The sequence below is a fragment of the Hyphomonas sp. genome (genome assembly GCF_040882205.1).
GTDB lineage: Bacteria > Pseudomonadota > Alphaproteobacteria > Caulobacterales > Hyphomonadaceae > Hyphomonas.
The window spans coordinates 1-2,306 of sequence record NZ_JBBEBT010000340.1 but is presented as its reverse complement, the minus strand read 5'-3'; the positions used below and the strand labels follow the sequence as shown (position 1 = coordinate 2,306).

At 62.7% G+C, this 2,306-nt stretch carries 3 protein-coding genes; 1 reads left to right on the top strand and 2 read right to left on the bottom strand.

Annotated elements, in window-relative coordinates; translation table 11 throughout:
- The first annotated feature begins 320 nt into the window (after positions 1-320).
- A complete protein-coding gene (locus tag WEA77_RS14830; protein ID WP_291203632.1) occupies positions 321-530 on the top strand; it encodes a cold-shock protein in 210 nt (69 codons plus the stop codon).
- A gap of 98 nt (positions 531-628) precedes the next feature.
- On the opposite strand, the gene WEA77_RS14825 is transcribed toward WEA77_RS14830, so the two are convergent.
- Both WEA77_RS14825 and WEA77_RS14820 read right to left on the bottom strand, forming a co-directional pair.
- Positions 629-1,294, bottom strand: a complete 666-nt coding sequence (locus tag WEA77_RS14825) for a DUF2490 domain-containing protein (RefSeq protein WP_368068647.1) — start codon at positions 1,292-1,294, stop codon at positions 629-631.
- 106 nt (positions 1,295-1,400) lie between these two features.
- Positions 1,401-2,306 (bottom strand): SLC13 family permease (locus WEA77_RS14820; protein ID WP_368068646.1); only part of this gene is annotated, 906 nt, incomplete at its 5' end.

The following is a 2,306-nucleotide window of genomic DNA, read 5'->3' as shown; positions in this document are numbered from 1 at the left end:
CGGCCAGATATTTCGGCCAGATATTTCGGCCAGATATCCGGCCAGATATCCGGCCAGATATCCGGCCAGGGATCCGGCCAGACGCCTCGGTAATGCAGGCGATCCGGCCGCCGCCTCCTGCTTTGCTGTCGCGCGCTGCGGAACCCTGCAGATAAATAACTTGCAATTGCGGGGTGAGGGGCGCATATGCCCGGTATCGACATTGGCCGGCCACTCAGGCGCAGCTCCCGAAAGGGTGCAGTTTCAGACAACCTCTCCAAAATTCGATATGCAAGGGCTGGCGCATTGTCAGCCTACAAACCTATATGAGACTTACTTCTATGACGAACGGTACTGTGAAATTCTTCAATAGCCAAAAAGGCTTCGGCTTCATCGCGCCTGCAAACGGTGGCAACGACGTGTTCGTTCACGTCACCGCTCTTGAGCGCTCGGGCATCGCGACCCTGAACGAAGGCCAGAAAGTCAATTTTGACACGGCCAAAGATCAGCGCTCCGGCAAAGTTGCCGTGAGCACGATCGAACTGGCTTAGGCCAGCAGCTGCTGGCGCCGCGTTCGCGCGGCTGCCTCAGCGGCAAACTAAAGAGGCGCGTCCCGGCAACGGGGCGCGCTTTTTCTTTGAACGCAAGTTCAGAAGTCTTTCGAGACGCCTGCGAAGATATGGTGGTTTGTCTCGTCCGCCGCGCCGTTCACACCGTTGCGGAACTGGTTGAGATAACCGAGTTCCCAGCCCGCGCCAGCTGCTTTCCATTTCGCAGTCGCTCTCGCGCGGTTTTCCTGCAGGCCGCTTGCGCTGCCCCAGTCAGTCGTGTTCAGGCCTATGGTCGCCTCGTCGCTAAGTGACAGGGTCAGTCCCGTCTCTCCAATCGGATGGGCATAGGCAAACTGCTGGCGCAGCCGCCAGCCCGTTCCGCTCGTTTCCTCACGCCACCTCTCTTCGACGCGCGAACGGCCTGAGAACTTGCCCTCGCCAACCTTGAACAGATCATAGCCCACCATCTGCCACAGCCGGTGTTCCTTCCTGTCCGGCCCGGCGCGCCGGTTCACTGCGTAGAGATAGCCGCCGCTGACGCTCAGCCCGCCCCGCAGCTCATAGGTCAATCCGGGACGCAGCTCGACCGCGTCGAGTTCGCCGTCCGGCTGGTAGCGCAGCTCCGCATTCATCCCAAACTCGAACTTGGAGCCTTCTGCCGGCTTCGCCGCGAGGTCGATCTGCGTCCAGACCTGGTTCTCGGCCGAGGCAACCGGCGCGGCAAGAGCGAGCGCTGCGCAAGCGAGGAGGACGGGGCGGTTCATGTCCGGGTCCTTGAATGCTTCCGGCCCCGCGTCCTGCGAATCCGCGCTCCTGCAAGGGCAGGCATTAATCCGTCTCTATGGAAGTTTTATGACGGTTTCGTTTCGTTCAAAGTCCAAAAAAGAGGGTGACGATCCCGATACAGGCGAGATTGAGCCAGAGCCCCGTCTTCGCCATCCGCCCGATGCTTAACTGCCGCGTCCCGAACACGACCGCATTCGGGCCGGTCGCAATCGGCAGCATGAAGGCGCAAGAGGCCGCCATGGCGCATGGGATCACGAGGGTCTTCACATCGATGCCCGTCGCCGCCGCCAGCGCGCCAAGCACCGGCAGGAACGTCGTCATCGCCGCCACGTTCGACATCACTTCCGTCAGGAAGATGATGAACGCCACGATGATCAACACCAGCACGATGGGCGGCAATGCCGCCAGGCCCGCCAGCGAATTGCCGAGCCATCCGGCCAGGCCGGACGCCTGCACCGCCGCCGCCAGTGACAGGCCGCCGCCGAACAGCAATACCACGTCCCAGGGGATCGCTTTGCCATCATCCCAGTCCAGCAGGGCGAAGCTCTTGCCCGCCGCTTTCGAGGCCGCGTCGCCATGCGGCACCAGAAACATCGCGATGGCGCCCATGATTGCGATGCCGGTATCGGTCAGTCCGGCAAGGCCCGGCACATGGATCAGCTGTTCCCGGAAAATCCAGGCCGAGGCGATGAAGGCAAAGGTGATCGCCACCCGCGTTTCCGGCCGCGTGATCGCGCCCAGCGCATTGCGCTGTGTGCGGATTTCCGCGCTCGCCGCTTCGGCGCCTTCGGGGCTGGATTTCAGCCCCCAGGTCAGCACGAGCCAGGCCGCCGGCAGCATCAGCCCCACCATCGGCAGGCCAATCCCCATCCACTCGCGGAAGCTGATCGCCACGCCGGCATTCTCGGTCAGCCAGCCCATCGCGATCAGGTTCGTCGGCGTGCCCACCGGCGTGGCCATTCCGCCGATGGAGGCGGAATAGGCCACGCC

Excerpts from the sequence above, each read along its gene's own strand:
- WEA77_RS14830 (WP_291203632.1), top strand. The coding sequence starts at position 321 with ATGACGAACGGTACTGTGAAATTCTTCAATAGCCAAAAAGGCTTCGGC.
- WEA77_RS14825 (WP_368068647.1), bottom strand. The coding sequence starts at position 1,294 with ATGAACCGCCCCGTCCTCCTCGCTTGCGCAGCGCTCGCTCTTGCCGCG.